This window comes from Bordetella sp. 2513F2, from assembly GCF_054642735.1.
Map to the genome: position 1 here is coordinate 725,338 of NZ_CM137755.1, position 17,988 is coordinate 743,325.

The 17,988-nt window shown below is 68.3% G+C and carries 15 protein-coding genes and 2 tRNA genes; 13 read left to right on the forward strand and 4 right to left on the reverse strand.

Translation table 11 applies throughout. The annotated features are described in order from the left end of the window. Positions 1–60: 60 nt before the first annotated feature. The 8 genes from mnmC (at position 61) to ACYBYQ_RS03475 (ending at position 8,481) form a co-directional block, all read left to right on the forward strand. On the forward strand, positions 61–1,914 hold the full coding sequence (gene mnmC / locus ACYBYQ_RS03440; RefSeq protein ID WP_459616983.1) for a bifunctional tRNA (5-methylaminomethyl-2-thiouridine)(34)-methyltransferase MnmC2/FAD-dependent 5-carboxymethylaminomethyl-2-thiouridine(34) oxidoreductase MnmC1: 1,854 nt from the start codon (positions 61–63) through the stop codon (positions 1,912–1,914). A 187-nt stretch (positions 1,915–2,101) separates the two neighbouring features. After that, on the forward strand, positions 2,102–4,327 hold the full coding sequence (locus ACYBYQ_RS03445) for a glycoside hydrolase family 31 protein (RefSeq protein WP_459616984.1): 2,226 nt from the start codon (positions 2,102–2,104) through the stop codon (positions 4,325–4,327). A 171-nt stretch (positions 4,328–4,498) separates the two neighbouring features. Continuing rightward, positions 4,499–5,584, forward strand: a complete 1,086-nt coding sequence (locus ACYBYQ_RS03450) for a methionine ABC transporter ATP-binding protein (RefSeq protein ID WP_459616985.1) — start codon at positions 4,499–4,501, stop codon at positions 5,582–5,584. After that, complete coding sequence (locus ACYBYQ_RS03455; protein ID WP_459616986.1) at positions 5,541–6,194, forward strand: methionine ABC transporter permease; 654 nt, start codon at positions 5,541–5,543, stop codon at positions 6,192–6,194. The genes ACYBYQ_RS03450 and ACYBYQ_RS03455 overlap by 44 nt, the downstream gene beginning before the upstream one ends. A gap of 82 nt (positions 6,195–6,276) precedes the next feature. Continuing rightward, the gene (locus ACYBYQ_RS03460) at positions 6,277–7,074 is read left to right on the forward strand and encodes a MetQ/NlpA family ABC transporter substrate-binding protein (RefSeq protein ID WP_459616987.1); all 798 of its coding nucleotides are present in this window, start codon (positions 6,277–6,279) and stop codon (positions 7,072–7,074) included. A 72-nt stretch (positions 7,075–7,146) separates the two neighbouring features. Further along, positions 7,147–7,938 (forward strand): MetQ/NlpA family ABC transporter substrate-binding protein, encoded by a 792-nt coding sequence (locus ACYBYQ_RS03465; RefSeq protein ID WP_459616988.1) that lies wholly within the window; start codon positions 7,147–7,149, stop codon positions 7,936–7,938. A gap of 56 nt (positions 7,939–7,994) precedes the next feature. Beyond that, a tRNA-Lys gene (locus ACYBYQ_RS03470) sits at positions 7,995–8,070 on the forward strand. A 129-nt stretch (positions 8,071–8,199) separates the two neighbouring features. Continuing rightward, entirely contained in the window at positions 8,200–8,481 is a 282-nt protein-coding gene (locus tag ACYBYQ_RS03475; protein WP_459616989.1) for a hypothetical protein, read from the forward strand. Between the two features lie 30 nt (positions 8,482–8,511). Here the strand turns inward: ACYBYQ_RS03475 and ACYBYQ_RS03480 are convergent, their stop codons facing one another. Then, complete coding sequence (locus ACYBYQ_RS03480) at positions 8,512–8,985, reverse strand: low affinity iron permease family protein (protein ID WP_459616990.1); 474 nt, start codon at positions 8,983–8,985, stop codon at positions 8,512–8,514. Positions 8,986–9,118: 133 nt separating this feature from the next. On the opposite strand from ACYBYQ_RS03480, the gene ACYBYQ_RS03485 reads away from it, so the two are divergent. Beyond that, positions 9,119–10,027: a manganese catalase family protein gene (locus ACYBYQ_RS03485; protein WP_459616991.1), complete on the forward strand. Its 909-nt coding sequence runs from the start codon at positions 9,119–9,121 to the stop codon at positions 10,025–10,027. 48 nt (positions 10,028–10,075) lie between these two features. Here ACYBYQ_RS03485 and ACYBYQ_RS03490 read toward each other — a convergent pair whose 3' ends face one another. The 3 genes from ACYBYQ_RS03490 to ACYBYQ_RS03500 form a co-directional block, all read right to left on the reverse strand. After that, positions 10,076–10,603, reverse strand: a complete 528-nt coding sequence (locus ACYBYQ_RS03490) for a ferritin-like domain-containing protein (protein WP_459616992.1) — start codon at positions 10,601–10,603, stop codon at positions 10,076–10,078. A 321-nt stretch (positions 10,604–10,924) separates the two neighbouring features. Next, a complete protein-coding gene (locus tag ACYBYQ_RS03495) occupies positions 10,925–11,386 on the reverse strand; it encodes a YkgJ family cysteine cluster protein (protein WP_459616993.1) in 462 nt (153 codons plus the stop codon). Between the two features lie 157 nt (positions 11,387–11,543). Beyond that, complete coding sequence (locus ACYBYQ_RS03500) at positions 11,544–12,725, reverse strand: IS110 family RNA-guided transposase (protein ID WP_459616964.1); 1,182 nt, start codon at positions 12,723–12,725, stop codon at positions 11,544–11,546. A 233-nt stretch (positions 12,726–12,958) separates the two neighbouring features. Here ACYBYQ_RS03500 and ACYBYQ_RS03505 point away from each other — a divergent pair, with 233 nt between their 5' ends. The 4 genes from ACYBYQ_RS03505 to ltrA all read left to right on the forward strand — a co-directional run bounded on the left by ACYBYQ_RS03505 (position 12,959) and on the right by ltrA (position 17,950). Further along, complete coding sequence (locus ACYBYQ_RS03505; protein WP_459616994.1) at positions 12,959–13,570, forward strand: DNA-3-methyladenine glycosylase I; 612 nt, start codon at positions 12,959–12,961, stop codon at positions 13,568–13,570. A gap of 129 nt (positions 13,571–13,699) precedes the next feature. Beyond that, positions 13,700–15,892: an AsmA family protein gene (locus tag ACYBYQ_RS03510; RefSeq protein WP_459616995.1), complete on the forward strand. Its 2,193-nt coding sequence runs from the start codon at positions 13,700–13,702 to the stop codon at positions 15,890–15,892. An 81-nt stretch (positions 15,893–15,973) separates the two neighbouring features. Further along, positions 15,974–16,049 (forward strand) — tRNA-Lys (locus ACYBYQ_RS03515). A gap of 503 nt (positions 16,050–16,552) precedes the next feature. Beyond that, positions 16,553–17,950: a group II intron reverse transcriptase/maturase gene (gene ltrA / locus ACYBYQ_RS03520; RefSeq protein ID WP_459616217.1), complete on the forward strand. Its 1,398-nt coding sequence runs from the start codon at positions 16,553–16,555 to the stop codon at positions 17,948–17,950. Positions 17,951–17,988: the final 38 nt, after the last annotated feature.

Consider the following 17,988-nt stretch of genomic DNA (forward strand, 5'->3'; position numbering starts at 1 on the left):
CGTGGCGCGCAGCCAACGCCGGAGCAGGATTTCTCGCGGAATGTCCGCAAAGTTGATGTCATGTCTTCGTCTCATCTGCTGCAGCCTGCAGACATCACCGTCGATGCCGACGGCCGGCTCTACAGCCCCCGCTACGGCGATATCTACCACTCGCGCGCCGGCGCGCTCGGCCAGGCCCGGCACGTGTTCCTGCAGGGCAACGGGCTGCCCGGGCGCTGGCGCGGCCGCGGCCGGTTCACGGTCTGCGAGACCGGTTTCGGCATCGGCCTGAGTTTCCTGGCGCTGTGGCATGCCTGGCGCGAGGATCCGCAGCGACCGCGCCGCCTGCACATGCTTTCGATAGAGGGATATCCTCTGGCGCGCGAAGCGCTGGAGCGGGCGCTGCGCGAGCACCTGCCCGCGCCGCTGCGCCCGCTGGGCGAAGCCCTGGCGACGCGCTGGCCGCGGCTGCTTCCCGGCCTGCACCGGCTGGAGTTCGAAGACGGCGCCGTCACGCTGACGCTCGCCTTCGGCGATGCGGCGCAGGTCGCGCCCCGCCTTGCCGCGCGGGTGGACGCGTATTTCCTCGATGGCTTCGCGCCCAGCCGCAATCCGGAGATGTGGGCGCCGCCGTTATTGGCGCAGCTGGCCCGGCTTGCCGCGCCCGATGCGACGCTGGCGACCTGGACGGTGGCGGGCCACGTGCGCCGGGCGCTGGCGGCCGCAGGCTTCGCGGTGCGGCGCGTTCCGGGTTTCGGCGGCAAGTCGCAGATGAGTGTGGGTGTACGGGCACAGGAGGCTGCCCAGCAGGCGCCGGATCTGCCGGATGACGATGGCGCGGACGTGGTGGTGGTGGGCGGCGGGCTGGCCGGCGCCGGCGTGGCGCAGGCCCTGGCGCTGCGCGGCCGGCGCGTGACGGTGCTGGCCTCGGATGGCGGAGTGGAGGCCCATGCCGGCCATCCTGCCGCCGCGCTGACGCCGGTAGTGGCGCGCGACGACAATCCCCGCGCACGCCTCTCGCGTGCCGGCAGCCAGCGGGCGCTGCAGCGCTGGGCGGGCCTGGACGACGCCGTGCAGCGCTGCGGCACATTGCAGCTGGAGCGTGACGCCGGCCGGGCCGTGGCGCTGGCGCAGGCACTGGATGCCTGCGGCCTGCCGCCGGACTGGGCGCGCGCCGTCGAGCGCGAGGAAGCCTGCGCCCTGGCCGGCATTCCGGTGGCGCGTGGCGGCGTGTTCTTCGCCGACGGACTGCTGGTGCGGCCCGGCGCCCTGATCGGCGGCCTGCTGGCAACGCCCGGCATAGATTGCCGGCGCGCCTCGGCGGCGGCCGTGCAGCCGGCAGCCGCCGGCTGGCGCGTGCTGGACGCGCGGGGGGCCGTGCTGGCCGAGGCGGCACAGGTAGTGCTGGCCAATGCCACCGGGGTGCTGCCGCTGCTGGCGGCAGGCGGCTGGCTGGCGGCGCTGCCCCGGCTGGCGCAGATGCATGCCCTGGCAGGGGAGATCACGCTGCTTCCTGCGGCCCGTCTGGGCGGCGGCCCCCGCTGCATCGTGGGCGGAGAGGGCTACCTGCTGCCTGCGCTGCAGGGCTGGTGCGTGGCCGGCAGCACTTACGTGCACGGGGCAGCCGATGCGCGGATCGGGCCCGAAGGCCAGCGCGTCAACCTGGACAAGGTGCAGCGATTGCTGGGCCGTCCGCTTCCCGACATGGCTGCCGACGGACTGCTGCCGGGCTGGGCCGGATGGCGCGCGGTAATGCCGGGGCGCCTGCCCGCCGTCGGGCCCGTCCCCGGCGTGCCGGGACTGTGGCTCGCTACGGGTTATGCCTCGCGCGGACTGAGCTGGTCGGCGCTGGCAGGCGACCTGATCGCCGCGCAAATGTGCGGCGAGCCGCTGCCGCTGGAAACCGACCTGATCGCGCAGATTGCTCCCCGTTGAGCCCCCGGCAGGCCTGCATTCAAAGGCGTTAGTGAGCGCTCTGGCCCCTGCCCGCATGCACTGAGCGTCCCGTCCGCGGACCCGGTTCGGAGCCAAAAAGGGGACCGAGTTTATTTCATAGGCCAAATCCGTCAAAATAGCGTCTTTTGAAGCTTTTTGGCTTAAAGCTTAAGCCGGGGGATGCTCTGTGCCGCCCAAGTTCGACTTTGCCCATACTAACCAGCTCGAACACGTCGAGCTGTTGACGTCGCGCCCGAGTCGCATCGATTTCGACGCGGGCGACGGCCTGCATCTGGTAGTCGAAGCGCATGCGCCGGGCGTGTTCCGGCTTCGCTGCGGCGAAGCCGCGCTGCTCGCCGACGACAAGGCCGGCCCCCGGGCCCGCGCCGTGGCCGAGATGCTGCTGGCCCGCCAGGAGGCCGTGGGCGAAGCGACTGTCGCGCCGCGCGACGACGGCGGCGGCTGGCGTATCGTCCAGGGCGACGTCGTCCTGGAACTGCTGTCGGATCCGGTGCGCATCACGCTCACGCGCGGCGACCACGTCGTGCTGTCCTCGCACGTGTCGGCGCACGCGCCGGCGTTCGGCCACGTCGGGCTCGACGAGCCTGGGCAATCGGTCTGGACGGCGAGCTTCGGCCTGGAGCCCGAGGAGGGGGTCTACGGCCTGGGCGAAACGCCCGGAGACCTCAACCGCCGCACCGAGGCCGTGGTGTCCGACGACCCCGAGCACCGTGCCCTGCCGCTGGCCTGGAGCCCGCGCGGCTGGGGCATCTACGCCAACACCATGAAGCGGGTCGAGCATGCGCCCGGCATCGGGCCCGCGGACGATGCCTACGTGCTGTCCATCGACGATACGGTGCTCGACCTGTTCCTGTTCGCCGGCGAGCCCGCCGAGATCCTCAACCAGTACACGGCCCTCACTGGCCGCGCCGGCCAGCCCGTGCTGTGGGCCATGGGGGCGTGGCTGCAGCAGGCTCCCGGCGAGATGGCCACGCAGACGGCCGCGCTGGTCGAACAGATGCGCGAACGCCAGATCCCGCTGGACGCCGTTTCGCTGGCGCTGCCCTCGGCCTGGCGCTTCCAGGCCGACAAGCCCGTGCTCGAATGGGACCCGCAGCGCTTCCCCGACGCGCGCCAGATGCTGGCCTTGTTCCACAAGCACCATGTGCACGTGGCCGCGCCGGGCTTTCCCGGCGTGCTGAAGAGCAGCCCGCTGTTCGAGGAGCTCGAAGACCGGGGATGGCTGCTCATGCGCGACGACGGCAGCGCCCAGGTCTTCGACGGCAATGCCTACACGGGCGGCCAGCCCTATGGCCTGCTCGACCTCACGTATCGCGACGCCTACAACCTGTGGGTGGAAAAGCATCGCCTGCTCGTCGAGGACGGCCTGGACGCGCCGGTGTGCGACGCGCAGATCGCCATTCCCGACGACGTCAGCGCGCGCAACGGCGAGGCCGGCCCGGCGCTGCGCACCATGTATCCGCTGCTCGCGCGCCGCGCCTTGTTCGACGCCGTGGCCGGACACAAGGTGCCGCCCGAGGGCGTGGTGCCCGGCACCGACCTGTTCCCCGCAGCCCAGCGCCTGCCGTGGCAGGCCGGACCGCGCGTCACCAACGATTGGGCCGGGCTCGAGCACAGCCTGCGCACCGCGCTGTCGATCGGCGCGAGCGGCGTGCCCGTGCAGGTGCACAACATCGGCTGTGTCGACGCCGCGCTCGACGCCATGACGCCCGAGCTGTACGTGCGCTGGGTGGCCGCCGGGGTGTTCTCGGCCAACCTGGCATTCCAGGGCGTGCCCGGGCTCATGCCCTGGGCCTTCGGCGAGGAAACCCTGGGTCATGTGCGCACCTGGATGAACTGGCGCTACCGCCTCATCCCGTACGTGCTGGGCGCCATCGAGGATTCCGTGCGCACCGGCCTGCCGGTGCAACGCTCCATGGCACTGAGCTTCCCCAACGACCCGCACGCGCATGCCTGGGACACTCAGTATCTGCTGGGGCCGGCGCTGCTGGTGGCCCCCATCCTGCGCCCCGGGCGCGAAGTGCGCGTCTACCTGCCCAAGGGCGACGCCTGGTGGGATCTGGCCACGGGGCATCGCTACGAGGGCGGCACGACCTGGACCATGCAATGCGGTCCCGAGCAGTATCCCGTGTTCGGCCGCGAGGGCCACATGCTGTGCCTGGGCCCCGCGGCCCAGCATGCCGGCGAGTTCAATTCCGCGCGGATCCTCGACGAAGTCTGGATGTTCGGCATGCCGGTCCACAACCCCGTCGTCATGCGCAATAAAATCCGCGTCATGCAGATGCAGGGGTCCAGCTACATCAAGGGCCTCGAAGGACTGCGCATCCTGCCTTCCGAAGGCCTGGAGGTCAAACGCCGAGGCGCCGAAGTGCGCATTTCGCGCGCCCGCTGATCCTGCCCCGGGCCGGTGCTGACCGGCCCGTCGTTTCGCTGCAGCGCCGTTTCCGGCGGCCCCCGATGGGGGAGGGCCGCGCCTGCCCGGCATTTCATATATCCAAAAGTGATTAAGAGAGGAATAAACGGTCGTTCTCTTTAGAAAAGAGGCGATAGACAATCGCATCCCATGATTCATATTGAAAATCTATCCAAGACGTACGCCACGCCGCATGGCCGCTTCGAAGCCCTGCGCGGCATAGACCTGCGCATCGAGCAGGGCGAGGTGTTCGGCATCATCGGGCCGAGCGGCGCGGGCAAGAGTACGCTGGTACAGTGCATCAACCTGCTGGAGCGTCCCGACAGCGGCCGCATCACGCTGGGCGGCCAGACGCTCACCGGCCTGGACGAGGCCCAGCTGCGCGCCCAGCGCCGGCGCATCGGCATGGTGTTCCAGGGCTTCAACCTGCTGGCGCGCCGTACCGTGTACGGCAACGTGGCGCTGCCGCTGGAGATCGCCGGCGTGCCCGGGGCCGAGATCCCGGCGCGCGTGGAGCGCCTGCTTGCCCTGGTGGGGCTGGAGCACCTGCGCGACCGCTATCCCAGCCAGATCAGCGGCGGGCAGAAGCAGCGCGTGGGCATTGCCCGGGCCCTGGCCAATGATCCCGACGTGCTGCTCAGCGACGAGGCCACCTCGGCCCTGGATCCCGAGACCACGCACAACATCCTGGCGCTGCTGCGCGAGATCAACCGCGCCACCGGCATCACCGTGGTCATGATCACGCACCAGATGGAAGTGGTGCGCGAGATCTGCGATCGCGTCGCCGTCCTGTCCCATGGGGAAGTGGTGGAAATGGGCCGCACCCAGGACATCTTCGCCGCGCCCAGGCACGACGTGACGCGAGCCATGGTGTCGGCCGCCACGGCCTCCGATCTCACCGACGCCACGATGGCCGCCGTGCGCGAGCGCATCGCGCGTCTGTCCGCGGCGCGGCCCGACGCGCCGGTGCGCTTGCTGCGCCTCTCATTGGCGGGCGCCGGCGCCGACACGCTGCTGTCGGACCTGGCACGCGAACACGCGCTGGACCTCAGCCTGGTGCAGGCGCGCGTCGAAGACATCCAGGGAGTGGCCGTCGGCACGATGTTCGTGCTGGCGCAGGCCGCCCCGCGGACCCTGCAGAATGCGCTGGCCGCCATGGCACGGCGCGACATCATCGTGGAAGAAATCGCTCATGAGCCCGCAACTGATAGACCTGCTGCTCACTTCGCTGCTTGAGACGCTGCTGATGGTGGGCGTCTCCGGCGCCATCTCCGTGCTGGTGGGCATTCCGCTGGGCGTGATCCTGGTCGTGACCGCGCGCGGCGCCATGCTGCAGAACCTGGGCGTGAACCGTGTGCTGGGCCTGATCGTCAACGCCACGCGCTCGGTTCCCTTCGTGATCCTGATGGTGGCCATCATCCCGTTCACGCGCTGGGTGGCCCAGACCTCCATCGGCACCACGGCCGCCATCGTGCCGCTGTCGGTGGCGGCCATTCCCTTCATGGCGCGCATCGCCGAGAACGCCATGCGCGAGATCGACCCGGGCCTGATCACGGCGGCGCGGGCCATGGGCGCATCGCCGCTGCAGATCATCGCCAAGGTGCTGCTGCCCGAATCGCTGCCCGGCCTGGTGGCCGGGGTCATCGTCACGCTGGTCAGCCTCATCGGCTACTCGGCCATGGCCGGCGCCATCGGCGGCGGCGGCCTGGGCGACCTCGGCATCCGCTACGGCTACCAGCGCTTCCTGCCCGAAGTGATGCTGGCCGTGGTGGTGGTGCTGATCCTGCTGGTGCAGGCGGTGCAAAGCCTGGGCGACTGGCTGGTGCGCCGCATGTCCCACCGCTAGGCGCCGCGTTCCCCAACCATGCCCGTCGCCGCGTGAGCAGGCGCGGCCGGGCCGTTTCTCCGCTCTCTCTGGAATCCGCAACATGAGCATCAAGTTCTTCAAGGCCCTCGGCGTCCTGGCCCTGGGCGCCGCCACGCTGTTCCAGCCCGCGCTGGGCGCCGACAAGCCGTTCAAGGTGGGCGTCACCGCCGGTCCGCACGCCCAGGTGATGGAAGCCGTCAAGCAGGAGGCTGCCAGGCATGGGCTGGATATCGAGATCGTGGAGTTCAGCGATTACATCCAGCCCAACGCCGCGCTGGCCGCGGGCGACCTCGACGCCAACAGCTACCAGCACAAGCCTTTCCTGGACAGCGCCAATGCCGATCGCGGCTACAAGCTGGTGGCCGTGGCCAAGACCGTGATGTTCCCCATGGGCATCTTCAGCAAGACGCTCAAGAGCCTGGATGCGCTGCCGGAAGGCGGCAGGATCAGCCTGCCCAACGACCCCAGCAACGAAGGCCGGGCCCTGATCCTGCTGGAGCAGCAGGGCATCATCAAGCTCGATCCCAAGGCCGGCCTGCGCGCCACGCCGCTGGACGTGGTGGAGAACCCCAGGAAGCTGCGGTTCGTGGAGCTCGAGGCGGCACAGCTGCCGCGCTCGCTCGATGACGTGGACGCCTCCGTCGTGCCCACCAACTACGCCTTGCCGGCGGGCCTGAATCCCACCACGGACGCCATTGCCAGGGAATCGGCCGACTCGCCCTATGCCGGCATCCTGGCCGTGCGCGAAGCAGACAAGGACAGCCCCAGGGTGCGCCAGCTGATCGAGGCCTTCCACAGCCAGCCGGTGAAGGACTACATCGACCGTGAATTCAAGGGCGCCCTCACCGCCGCCTGGTAAGCCCCTGTTGTGCCACGCGGGCGGGTGCAGTCCCGTTCCCGCGGGCGCCCTCGTTCCATCTGGAGACATGCAATGATCATCGCCAAAACCCTGGCCGCGCTGGCCCTGGGCCTCACCGCTTTCGCCCAGCCTGCCCTGGCGCAGGACAAGCCGCTGAAGGTGGGCGTCACTGCCGGCCCGCACGCGCAGATCTTCGAAGTGGTGAAGCAGGAGGCCGCCAGGCAGGGCCTGCAACTGCAGATCGTCGAATTCAGCGACTACGTGCAGCCCAACATGGCGCTGGCTGCGGGCGACCTGGACGCCAACAGCTACCAGCACCAGCCTTATCTCGACAACGCCAATGCCGACCGGGGCTACAAGCTGGTCAGCATCGCCAAGACGGTGATCTTCCCCATCGGCATCTACAGCAAGAAGATCAGGCAGCTGGACGAACTGAAGGAAGGCGCGCGCATCGGCATCCCCAACGATCCCACCAACGGCGGACGCGCGCTGCTCCTGCTGCAATCGGCGGGCCTGATCAAGGTGAGCCCCGAGGCGGGCCTGAAGGCCACGCCGCTGGACGTGACGGAGAATCCGAAGAAGCTGCGCTTCATCGAGCTCGACGCGGCCCAGCTGCCCCGTTCGCTGGACGACACCGATGCGTCGGCCGTGAACACCAACTTCGCGCTGGAGGCCGGCCTGGACCCCCGCAAGGACGCCATCGCCCAGGAAGCGCCGGACTCGCCCTATGCCAACGTGCTGGTGGTGCGCGAGCAAGACAAGGGTCGCCCCGAGCTGCAGCAGCTGGCCCGCATCTATCGCAGCCAGCCCGTGAAGGATTTCATCCTCGGGAAGTACAAGGGCGCCGTGGTGGCGACCTGGTAACTGCGGCTAATTTTTGACAACCCCCGCGAAACCGTGCATAATCGCGGGCTTGGTTTGGGTCGTTAGCTCAGTTGGTAGAGCACCGGACTTTTAATCCGTTGGTCGCGCGTTCGAGCCGCGCACGACCCACCAAATTCCATTCGATACGCTGCAACGCTGCGCGCCGCTACTCACAGCGGCGTTTTTCATGGCCGCGCATTCCGTGCTTGGGGCCTCTCCCCGTGCGGGGCGGGCGCCGCGAGCAGCGGTTAAAATGCCGATATGGCTTTTCTGCATTCCTCAAGCGGCGACCCTGGCACCAGGGGTGACACCAAAGGTGACACCAAAGCCCGCCAGGGCGCCCCGATCGCCCGCGAAATCCAGGTCGAGCAGTTCGGAGTCTGCGACTTCGCCTGGACCATCATTTCCACCGACACCGCCAGCGGCAAGGTCAGCGTTCGGCATGGACGGCGGGGATTCAAGTCGGAGCGCATGGCCCGCGAAGCTGCGGAGGCCGTGCTCCGGGGTTGCAGCCAGGCGCCGGCCGCACGCCGGCGTAGCTGATCGGCTGCTTCGGCCTGCTGCCCATCCCCCTCACTGCGGTGCTGCGCCGCGCCGGTCTTCCGGCGGCTCTGGAGCGTCCTTCTGGCCGGCGCGCTGCGCGAGGCGCTTGTAGCGTTCCGCCAGCTTGCGCAAGGTGTCTTCGTCCAGTTCCTCGATATCCACGATGCGGTCGTCTGCGCCCTTCATGGCCTTCAGCAATTCGTCCAGCTTCAGGTGCAGCGCGCGCGCGTCCTTGTTCTGGGCCTGCTGGATCAGGAACACCATCAGGAAGGTGACGATGGTGGTGCCGGTATTGATCACCAGCTGCCAGGTCTCGGAGTAGCCGAACAAGGGGCCGCAGGCCGCCCATACCAGCACGGCAAGCAGCGCCGACCCGAAGGCGTAGGGTGACCCCGCGCCGCGCGTCGCGCCCGCGGCAAAGTGGTCGAACATGCTGCGCAGGTGCCGCTTCCCGCGCGCCGGGGCATGGTGTCGGGATTCTTCCGGATGGGGTGTGGCCTGCATGGCAGTGAGCCCTTGCTGCTTCGACGCAGCGGTGTGCGCAAGTTCCGTACCGCGGCCGCGGGTATGGCGTTTGCGACAGCGCCGCCGTGCGTCGCCGATCCGCGGGGCGCGCGTCACTGCCAGGAGGTCATTCATGTTCGCGCACAACAAACGCTTGCAGTACACCGTCAGGGTGGGCCAGTGCAATCCCGGCCTCGCCAACCTGTTGCTGGAGCAGTTCGGCGGCCCGCAGGGAGAGCTCGCCGCCGCGTGTAGATACTTCACCCAGGCCATCGCCGAAGACGACCCGGGCCGCAAGGACATGCTGTTCGACATCGCCACCGAAGAGCTCAGCCACCTGGAAGTGATCGGCTCGCTGGTGGCCATGCTGAACAAGGGCGCCAAGGGCGAGCTGGCCGAAGCCACGGCGTCGGAGGCCGAGCTCTATCGCAGCCTCCAGGGCGCCGGCAACGATTCGCATGTGACCCAGGTGCTGTATGGCGGCGGCCCAGCCCTGACCAATTCCGGCGGCCAGCTCTGGAATGCCGGCTATATCGACACCATCGGCGATCCGTCGGCCGACCTGCGCTCGAATATCGCGGCCGAGGCCCGGGCCAAGATCATCTATGAGCGTCTCATCAACGTCACCGACGATCCCGGCGTGAAGGAGGCGCTGGGATTCCTGATGACGCGCGAGGTGGCGCACCAGCGCTCGTTCGAGAAGGCCCTGTATTCCATGCAGCCGAACTTCCCGCCGGGCAAGCTGCCGGGCGACCCGCGCTTTGCCAATGTGTACTTCAACATGTCGCAGGGGGAAGGCGACGCCCGGGGCCCCTGGAATTCCGATACGGGCTTCGAGGTGGTATCGGACCGCGAGGAGCAGTGCGCGGTCGACGGCGGAGACGGCATGCCCTCGGTCGGGCTGTCGGAAACCGAACTCGATGCCGTGCAGGCCATGGCCACGCGTACCGCCTCGGATCCCAACTCCGATCCGCTCACGGGGGCGGAGCTGGGGGCGGGCGACGGCACGGCCGCCAGGGCTGCGTCCCCGAAGAAGAAGTAGCGGCTCGGGCGAACGGCTGGACGGGTGCCCCGCACCCGTCCAAGTGCCTCAGCGCTTCGCGTCCATGCCGGGTGTTTCGCTGCGCACCAGGTAGCGGCGCACCACCGCGCCCATGTTGTTCTCGAGCCATGCCGCCATGGCAAGCTCCTCGGCGAGGATGCGTTCGCAGACCCGCTGCGTCTCGGCGTCGCCCAGGACCCGGGCGCCTTCTATCAGCGTGCGATAGGCGGCAATCTCCATGTGCTCGAAGGCGTAGCTGAACATTCCGCCCTTGACCACTTCGTCGGAGGCCAGCGCGCCGCTGAACGCCTGCATCGTGGCCATGAATTTTCCGGTCATGTCCTTTACCACGGAGGTATCGCCGCCGCGGCGCTCGATGCAGCTGCGCACCAGGCGCGCCTGTTCGCGCGTTTCCTCGATGTGCTGTTCGATGCGCTGCCGCACGTCGGGATAGTGCTCGAGCCGCCCGGCCATGCCCTTGAGCATGGTTTCGGCCTGCTCCTCCATTGCGTGCGCGTCGCGCAGCCAGTCCATGAAGTGGTCGGCGGCTTCCTGCATGTCGGGATTCGGTTCCATGGATCTCGCTCCTGTGAAGGGTTGTGCGGAACCCGTGGATCCGCACGCCTCGTGCCCATGCGGCGGCCGCGCCAGGCACGTGCCGTGCGTAGCGAGGCGGGCCACGGCACGGCTCGGTGTCGCGTGACGACCCCGGGGCGGCGGATATTGGCGGCACGCGCTGTGTGCGCGGCGATCACGCCGCCGTCTCCCGCGCTGCGCATGCCTCAGGGCGCGGACCGCCATCCCGCTCGTGCCGTGGCGCCTCTTGGGTGCAGCGCCGCTTATTACAAGAACGGGCAGGTTTTGCGCGAAAGCGTGGCGCTTCGCCGCGGGGCGGGTTCAGGCGGCCTTGGGCTGGTCCGGATGTGCCGGGCCGTCCGGATCGTTCTGCGCGTCGGGGCGCGGCGCCAGGGCCGGCAGGCCGAGGGCGAGGCGCAGGCGCTGGCAGTCGGGGTTCACGCTGCCATCGGCTTCCCAGACGTCGAACTCGCGGCAGGGCGTGGGGCGCTGCGCATAGATGGCGCAATGGATGCCGGGCTGGCCGAGTTCGCCGCGCAGCGCCACGCAGCGCCCGCTTCCGAGTTCGGTGCCGCGCATGCAGGCGCGCAGCGGCCCGACCTGCGTTACCAGCTCCCCGGGGACGGTGCCGCCGTCCGGCCCGGCGATTTCCCCGCAATAGAACGACACCCGGAAATGGGCGCAGCACGCCCCGCAGCTCAGGCATGGGTTGGCGTCGGGCTGGCCGGCGGCCAGCGTGGCGGGCGAGATCCGGGCAGGCGGATCGAGCGGGAGATCGGGCATGGACACATGCATCGGCGATGCGCGCCGTCGGCCCCATGCCGCGGCGCGCGGCGATATTAGATCGCGGCCCGCATGCCGGCAAGGCCATGGAGCGGCGGCCCATCCCGTAGTAGCATCGGCGCCACATCCACCGGCAGGAAGCAGCCTAATGTTTTTGTCAAGCGTTCATAGCCGACGTACGAAGGCTGAATGGCGTGCGGTCGCGCAGCACGGCCCACAGGACATTGACGCGCCGTCGCGCCAGCGCGATGACGGCCTGGTGGTGGCGCTTTCCTTCTTGTCGTTTGCGCGCGTAGAAGGCTCGGCTGTCGGGGCTTCGCAGCGAGGCGAAGGCCGCCTGGTAGAACACGCGCTTGAGCCCCTTGTTGCCACCGTGGGGCCGCTGCAAGCGGCGGGATTTGCCGGACTGCTTGAGTACGGGAGCCAGGCCGGCGGCAGCGGCCAGGGCATCAGCGGATCGGAAGCGCGCGATGGAGCCTGCCTCGGCGATGAACTGGGCGGTCATCAAGGCCCCCATGCCCGGCAGGCTTCGGATGAGGGCCGCATCAGGGTGCGCGCAGAGGCGTTGCCCGATGTCGAGATCGAGTCTGGCCAGTTGCTCCAGAGTATGCCTGGCTTCGGCGGCGAGCTCCTTGATCAGCCGGGCGGTCAGGGTTTCTCCGGGCACGGTAATAGTTTGCCGGGCTGCGGCGCCGCGGGCTGCGGCGATGAGCTTGTGCGCGTAGCTGCGGTTGGCCATCGCCCCCAGGGCCACACGCAGCTGCTCGTCACTGGCTTGGCGCCACTCCAGTGGCGTGACGAACTGGCAGAGCAGAACCAAGGCCGTCTTGCTGGTGAGGTCCAGCGCATGTTCGAGTTCGGGAAAGATGCTTACCAGCAGGTCGTGCATGCGCGCCAGGCGGCGCGTCTGTTCGGCGACCAGATCGCCGCGCCGCGAGACGAGCAGCCGCAGTTCGATATCCAGCTCGCTCTGAGCCGTCACGGGCCGCAGATCCGTGCGCGTGCGCACTTGATCGGCGATGACGCGCGCATCACGCGGGTCGCTCTTGGACTCGCCGCCCACCGTGCCCTGGCGGGCACGATTGACGGCCAGGCCGCTGACGTGAACGAGCTCGAAGCCGGCATGCAGCAGCATCGCCTGGGCCAGCGAGGCGATACCACCCAGCACATCGATGCCGATACGCCACGGCGCCGGCAGCGCTTGCAGTTCGGTCACCAGCCGTTGCAGGTCTTCGGGAGTGTTGAGCAACTTGCGGTTAATAAGTGCGTTGCCGCCAGGGTCAATGGCGCAGACCCAATGAACCTCCTTGGCGACATCGATTCCGACGAAGGTCGTCATGATCAGTCTCCTTGGCTATCGGTCAGGCATCCCTTGCACGCCAACTTCGCCCTACACAGCGATCAATCGCAAAGCCTAATCAGTGGTCGACAAGAGAGGGTGCAGAGGGGGGAAATGCCTCCTGAGCCATCAAGGGCAGCCAGCATGAAAACCATCCCCTCGCACCGCCTGGAACCTAACTTGGCATGCTATCCCAGGCACCGATTCCTCGGTAACGAGAAAGGTAGGGCCACATGAGCACCCGCACCGACTTTCCCGATGGCCTGGCGCGTTGCAGCTGGGTCGACGGTTCGGCGGCCTATGCCGCCTATCACGACCAGGAATGGGGCCGGCCGCAGGGCGACGACCGTGCCCTGTTCGAGCAGCTGTGCCTGGAAGGATTCCAGTCCGGGCTGAGCTGGCGCACCATCCTGAACAAGCGCGAGGCGTTCCGGGCCGGCTTCGCCGGTTTCGAGATCGAGCGCGTGGCGGCCTACGGCGACGGCGACGTGGCCCGGCTGCTGGCCGACGCCGGCATCGTGCGCCATCGGGGCAAGATCGCCGCCGTCATCAACAACGCCCGTCGCGCGCTGGCGCTGCGGGAGGAGGCCGGGTCGCTCGCCGCCTTCTTCTGGCGCTATGAGGCGCCGCCGGCGCCGTCCGGGGCGCCATGGGCCGTGCCAGCCGAAAGTGCGGAATCGCGGGCCTTGTCCAAGGAGCTCAAGCGGCGCGGCTGGGCGTTCGTGGGGCCCACCACGGTCTACGCCTTCATGCAGTCGGTGGGCATGGTCAACGATCACAGTCCGGCGTGCCACTGCCACGCCGCATGCGAACAGGCACGGCGGTCTTTCCGCCGTCCGGCCTGAGCGCGCAAGCGTGCCGGTTCTTTGCCTTTTGTATCGACTGCATGCGGCGGGGTTCCGCCCCGTGGCTTCCCGCGCTAATCTGAGCCTTTAAAGCGGGGCCAGATAGTTTCCGCAACGGGAAGGATCGGCATGTCGCGCACAAAGAAAGTTCTGATCGGAGTCCTGGCTGGGGTGGTCCTGCTCGTCGGCGCCGGCATCGTGGCCGTGGCCACGCTGGACTGGAACCGCTTCAAGCCCATGATCAACGAGCGGGTTTCCGCGGCAATGGGCCGGCCCTTCGCCATCAACGGCGACCTGTCGGTGCGCTGGGCCCGCATGCCTACCGAGCAGGGCTGGCGCGCATGGGTGCCCTGGCCGCACGTCAGCGCGCGCGATCTCACCGTGGGCAACACCGAATGGGCCCGTACGCCCGTCATGGCCCGCCTGGACGAAGTCCGGTTCAGCCTGGCGCCCGTGCCCTTGCTCGCCCGGGTGGTCAGCCTGCGCGAGATCCAGCTCACCGGCGCGCGCGCCGACCTGCAGCGCCTGAAAGACGGCCGGGCTAACTGGGAATTCACCCTGCCGGAATCGGGCGAGCCCTCGCCCTGGCGCGTGGACATAGACCGGATCGCTTTCGATCAGGGCGTGGTCGCGTATGCCGACGAGGTCGTGCAAGCCGACATGGAGATCCAGGTGAACCCCCTGGGCAAGCCGGTGCCTTTCGCGGAACTGGCCGGCAAGCCCGACCCCGCCGCGGCTGCGGCTGCCGACGCGAAGCTGGAGGCCGGCAAGGAGGGAGGGCAGCCGGCCAATGGCGAGGCCGGCAAGGAGACCGAGCCCGACGAGGACGACAAAGCGCTGGCCCAGGCGGAGGACGCCACGCGGGCCAAGCCCGACGCCATGCCGGGCGATTATGTCTTCGGCTGGTCGGCGAAGGGGCGTTATCGCGACCTGCCGGTCAAGGGCGAAGGCAAGGTCGGGGGCATGCTGGCCCTCAAGGACGCGAGCCAGCCCTTTCCCGTGCAGGCCGACGTCTCGGTGGGGCGCACCCGCGCCGCAGTCACCGGGACGCTGACCGATCCGCTGAACCTCGGCGCGCTGGACCTGAAGCTGGCGCTGTCCGGATCGTCGATGGCCAATCTCTATCCGCTCACCGGCATCACCCTGCCCGACACGCCGCCCTACGACACCCAGGGCCGGCTGATCGCCAACCTGCGCAACAGCGCCGGCGCGGTGTTCGAATACCGTGGATTCAGCGGCAAGGTGGGGCGCAGCGACCTGAGCGGCACGCTGCGTTTCGCGCTGCGCGCCCCGCGTCCCAAGCTCACCGGCACGCTGCGCTCGGACCAGCTGCGCATGGCCGACCTCGGGCCGCTCATCGGCGTCAAGCCCGAAGGCCAGGCCGCAGCGTCGGAAGACCGCGAATCCGCGTCGGCCGAGCGCCGGGACAAGGTGCTGCCCACCCAGGAATTCCGCACCGAACGTTGGGCGGCCATGGACGCCGACGTGCGCTTCACCGGCAAGCGCATCGTGCACAGCAGCCGACTGCCGCTGTCGGACCTGGACACGCACGTGGTGCTGGACGGCGGCAAGCTGACCCTGGACCCGCTGCGATTCGGCATCTCGGGCGGCACCATTGCCTCCACGCTCAGCCTGGACGGCTCGGTGCACCCCATGAACGGACGCATCCAGGCAAATGCGCGCGGGCTGCGCCTGAAGCAGCTGTTCCCCGACGTCGAATCCATGCAGCGCGCCCTGGGCCAGCTCAACGGCAGCGTCGGCCTGGCCGGACGCGGCAACTCCGTGGCCGCCTTGCTGGGCTCGGCCGACGGCGACCTGCGGTTGCTGGTCAACGACGGCGTCATCAGCCGCAGCCTGATGGAGATCGCAGGGCTCAACGTGGGCAACTACGTGATCACCAAGCTTTTCGGCGACGACGAGGTGCAGATCAATTGCGCCGCCGCCGACCTCGGCATGAAGAACGGCCTGATGCAGACCCGCGCCTTCGTGTTCGACACCGAGAACGCCGTGGTCACCGTGGACGGCTCGGTGAACTTCAAGAACGAGACCCTGGACCTGGACATCTCGCCCGAGAGCAAGGGCTTTCGCATCTTCTCGCTGCGCTCGCCGCTGTACGTGCGCGGCACCTTCGCCAAGCCCGATGCCGGCGTGCACGCCGGCCCCCTGGTGGCGCGCGGCGCCGGCATGCTCGCGCTGGGGGTGGTGCTGACGCCGGCCGCCGGCCTGCTGGCTCTGATTGCGCCGAGCTCTGACGAGCCCGACAACCAGTGCGCGCAGATGCTGCAGCAGGCCCGCAAGCCGGCCAAGGCCCCCGCGCGCTAGGGCAGAGTCAAGCCCTGATCGCGGCAGTCGGCTTGCAGGGTTCGGGGAAAACGTGTATAGTATTCCGTCTTGCAGTTATGCGGGCTGTTAGCTCAGTTGGTAGAGCAGCGGACTCTTAATCCGTAGGTCGAGTGTTCGAGCCACTCACAGCCCACCAAGAATTCAAGCAGTTAGTTAGGCAACTTAGTTAGGCCAATCCTTCGGGGTTGGCCTTTTTGCTTTGGTGCGCCCGGCAGGGCGCACCCACTTGGAGGTGGAAGTCCTCTACTCGCCCGACAAGGGGAAGAGTTAGCCGAAGGCAAGGGTTTCGCGGGCGACTGCGAGTCTGAAGGAAGCCGGATGGCAAAGCGCTGGCCTGACGCACAGGAAGCGGATGAGGCGTGTCAGCGGGGTAAGGCGGCCAAACTCGTCAAAGCCCGATACTTGTCCGGAACGCTGGGACGTATATCCGACAGGCATAAGCGTGAAGGTGGGTGTGCAATACCCGGGGAGATCTGACCGCGTGCTGGGCTGGCCCAGCTACCGAAGCCGCAAGGCGAGGGGACGCGCGATCAGAAGTCAGCCGAGGGCATAGTAGGTCGATGGCGAAGGCGGCGAGCCGATGAGGACCATGACCGAAGGCCCGAACAGAGGATACCGAGAGTAGGACGGGTGATCTTGATGCGAGCTGTGGATGCAGAAGCTCTGGAGACAGGGGCCTTGGAGGCGGGAGGCGGCCGGAAGCTGTCCGAGCGCGGCCGGGGTGCGCAGGCCCGCACAGCGACACCCGGGCAAACGAAATCGGAGGGCGACTCGCTGATGCGGCGGGTCGTGGAACGCTCGAACATGAGCCAGGCGTACAGGCGAGTGCTGGGGAATAAGGGGTCGGCCGGCATAGACGGCATGACCGTGCAAGACCTTGGCGGCTGGCTGAAGGCGCACTGGCCCAGCGTAAGGGCGGCGCTGCTGGCGGGGACGTATATGCCGCGGGCGGTGCGCCGGGTGGACATACCGAAGCCGCAAGGCGGGGTACGGACACTGGGCGTGCCGACCGTGGTAGACCGGCTCATCCAGCAGGCGTTGCATCAAGTGCTGCAACCGATCTTCGAGCCGACGTTCTCGGCGAGCAGCTTCGGGTTCCGTCCTGGCAGGAGTGCGTTGGACGCGGTGCGTCAGGCGCAGGCCCATGTGCAGGCGGGACGGCATTGGGTGGTGGACCTGGACTTGGAGAAGTTCTTTGACCGAGTGGACCACGACGTGCTGATGGCCCGGGTGGCGCGGCAGGTGCAAGACAAGGAGGCCCTGAAGCTGATTCGCCGCTTGCTGCAAGCGGGGATGATGGCCGATGGGCTGGCGCAGGCGCGTACAGAAGGCACGCCGCAAGGCGGACCGCTCTCGCCGCTGTTGTCGAACATCCTGCTCAGTGATCTGGACCATAGACTGGAGCGCCGAGGCCTGGCGTTCTGCCGCTATGCGGACGACTGCAACATTTACGTCGCAAGCAAGCGGGCGGGCGAGCGGGTGATGCGCAGCACCAGGGCCTATCTCGAGAGGGTCTTGAGGCTGCGCGTGAACGAGGCCAAGAGTGCGGTGGCCCGGCCGGGGGCACGCAAGTTCCTGGGGTACCGGGTGGCCGTACGGCTTGGGCAGGCGCACCTGCGGATCGCCCCGGAGAGCATCGAGCGATTGATGAGCCGGGTGCGGGAGGTGGTGCGCGAAGGCCGGGGTTGGTCCGTTGGTTACACGATCCAGACGCTGAACCCGCTACTGAGGGGTTGGGCGAACTACTTCCGGCTGAGCCTGCAGCGACGCCGGATGCAGGGACTGGACGGCTGGATAAGGCGGCGGTTGCGCTGCCTGATCTGGCGGCAATGGAAGCGGCCACGGACGCGAAGACGGCACATGATCGTGCTGGGGCTAGACCCGGCACGCGCGGCGAAGTCCAGCGTCAATGGCCGTGGGCCTTGGTGGAATGCGGGCGCCTCACACCTGACGCACGCGTTGCCCAACGCGTACTTCCAGGGGCTGGGGCTGATCTCGATCCGCGATACCGTGGATCGCCTCCAGCGTATCAACTGAACCGCCGTATGCGGAACCGCACGTACGGTGGTGTGGGA